The organism is Aquimarina sp. U1-2 (assembly GCF_017897595.1).
Classification (GTDB): Bacteria; Bacteroidota; Bacteroidia; order Flavobacteriales; family Flavobacteriaceae; genus Aquimarina.
Map to the genome: position 1 here is coordinate 1 of NZ_JAGKIK010000068.1, position 480 is coordinate 480.

Genomic DNA, 480 nt, shown 5'->3' on the forward strand with positions numbered 1-480 from the left:
GATTATATAAATAGAAAAGTGCCAGGGACTGATAAATATTATAAGATTATTTTAAAAATAAATGGGAAAAGTATAGAATTTGATAGTAATAGGCCTGAAACCAAATTAAATAAAGGAGAACAGATGTTTAATGGAGTTGAAGTGCCCTTTTACGCTATTGAATACGCGCCAACTTTTCCTGAATGTGATTCTGAACTTAATGAAGAACGAAAAAAATGTACCTCTCAAACTATTTCAAGGTTTGTAAATAGAAATTTCAATACTGAACTTGCCAAAGATTTAAATTTAAAAGGCAGACAGCGTATTCATGTGATTTTTAAGATAAGTAAAGAAGGAGATATAATAGATGTAAAGGCAAGGGCTCCACACCCAGAACTGGAAAAAGAAGCTATTAGGGTTATTAACGCTTTGCCAAAAATGATTCCAGGAGAACAAAAAGGGAAAAAAGTAAACGTACCATATACATTACCAATAGTTTTT

At 31.2% G+C, this 480-nt stretch carries 1 protein-coding gene; it reads left to right on the top strand.

Features of this window, described 5'->3' with window-relative positions; all coding sequences use genetic code 11:
• On the top strand, positions 1-480 hold a 480-nt coding region (locus J8281_RS19045), incomplete at both ends, for an energy transducer TonB (protein ID WP_210199240.1).